This window comes from Mesorhizobium shonense, assembly GCF_040545255.1.
GTDB lineage: Bacteria > Pseudomonadota > Alphaproteobacteria > Rhizobiales > Rhizobiaceae > Mesorhizobium > Mesorhizobium shonense.
The window spans coordinates 1-1,722 of the sequence record NZ_JBEPLM010000048.1; the positions used below are offsets into that span (position 1 = coordinate 1).

Genomic DNA, 1,722 nt, shown 5'->3' on the forward strand with positions numbered 1-1,722 from the left:
CTCGCTTGTATGGGGCGATGATTGTCAAGCCTACGGTTGCTTCATTTCCTCTATCTCCTTGTTCGGCCGATTGGCGACCATCTCCTCGTCCCGACCTTCCTTCGACTGGCCGTCCGCGCGCAGGGACGGTCAAGGATGGGCCGCAGGCTCCATCGCGTAGCGACTTGTCCTTGACGGTCACGAGCGCGGCGGCAGACTGTTTGGGCTCGGGCGAGGGCCTGAGCAAACGAAGGCAAATCCGAGGGGAGCTCGCCATCAGGCGCGGTAAGCGCGCCGCAAGCTTGTATGCGGTTGATCCTCGCGGACCAGAACCATGATGCAGCCATACGCATCAACGGGCGAAGCTCCGGGGCGGCGGGCCCATTCTACGAGCGCGGCTTGAGAAGCCATGTGAGCGATCGGTTCACCGCCACCTCGGATCCCTTGTTAGCAGACCTTTTTCGGCCCGCCGGATCGGCTGTTTCCTCCTCTGGCGTCATGCAGCGCGCAATACGACACCTGTCGGAATCTCACCTGTCGTGACCAGTCTCCATAGTGCTATCAACAGTTTGCGCGCCAGCGCCACGATCATTGTCTTGCGTGTGCTGCCGCGACCATCGGCTGTGCGTGCCGTAAACCATTGGGCAAGGGCGCTGTCCTTTTGATATTGTAGAAAGCGCCACGCCAGCAGGATCATGCCGTAGCGAACGCGCGCATTGCCGGCCCGCGCGAGCCCTTTCTCGCGTCGGCGTTTCCCACTCTCGTCGGGTGCCCCGGTGAGGCCCGCGTACCGGGCGATGGCCCTTCGATCGCGTAAGCCGCGCGACAAAATCTCATGGCCCAGCATGTCTGCCGTCTCGACGCCCACGCCAATGACCCGTGCGAGGAGACGAACCATGGCATGCCCCCGTTGCTCCGCCGCTGGTGCCGTAGGAACTGCGGCGAGCCGGCGCAACCGCTCGTGTTCGATCTCGCGGATCTGGTCGCGCAGCAACTGCATTCGGGCAAAGTTGCGGCGCAGTTCAGCGCGAGTGTTCTCCGGCAACAAAGTGCCTTCTGCGGTACTCAGAGCTTCCAACTGGTTGGCATTGCGCAAGCTGGGTTTGAAGGTGCGAATGCCGAAGCGGGCGAGGATCGACTTGATGCGGTTCATAATCCGTGTTCGCTCGCGCACCAGACTGTCGCGCTCGCGGTTTGGACGCCGTGCGTCCTCCTCATCGACTGTGGGAATCACCGCCATACTGCAATGCCGTTTCTCGCCGCGCAGCCAGCCGAGAAACGCGCGCATCAGCAGCTCTGTATCGAGGCGATCCGTCTTGGCGCGCCGGTGTTCGCGCGACACGGCAACGCTCGAGGGATGGATCACATGAGCCTCGACAGCTCGCTCCTGCAGCCAGCGCGCCAGCCAGAAGCCGTCGCGTCCGGCCTCGTAGGCAACCGTGATCCGATTGATCAGCTGTCCCGACAGCTCGGCTTCGTTACGCCAGCGATGCAACAGCTTTAGCAATGCCTCCGGATCAGCGTCGAGTTTCTTGAGCGGCCGGCGCTCAAGGCTTGGAACAATCGCTGCGACGAGCCACTTCGATTGGCTCATCTCGACCACAACAATCAACGTGGTATCTTGGTCGAAGGCGGCGAGGGACCGGGTCGCGTCAAATGATTGCGACATGGTGGCGCTCCTTTTGGTTGGTTCAACAGCGCCAAAGGATGCCACACCCTCGCCGCTCGACCCATAGCATCTAC

At 62.1% G+C, this 1,722-nt stretch carries 1 protein-coding gene; it reads right to left on the reverse strand.

What is annotated here, in order from left to right:
- Positions 1-475: 475 nt before the first annotated feature.
- On the reverse strand, positions 476-1,648 hold the full coding sequence (locus ABID26_RS36955; RefSeq protein ID WP_435528653.1) for an IS110 family RNA-guided transposase: 1,173 nt from the start codon (positions 1,646-1,648) through the stop codon (positions 476-478).
- Positions 1,649-1,722 lie beyond the last annotated feature (74 nt).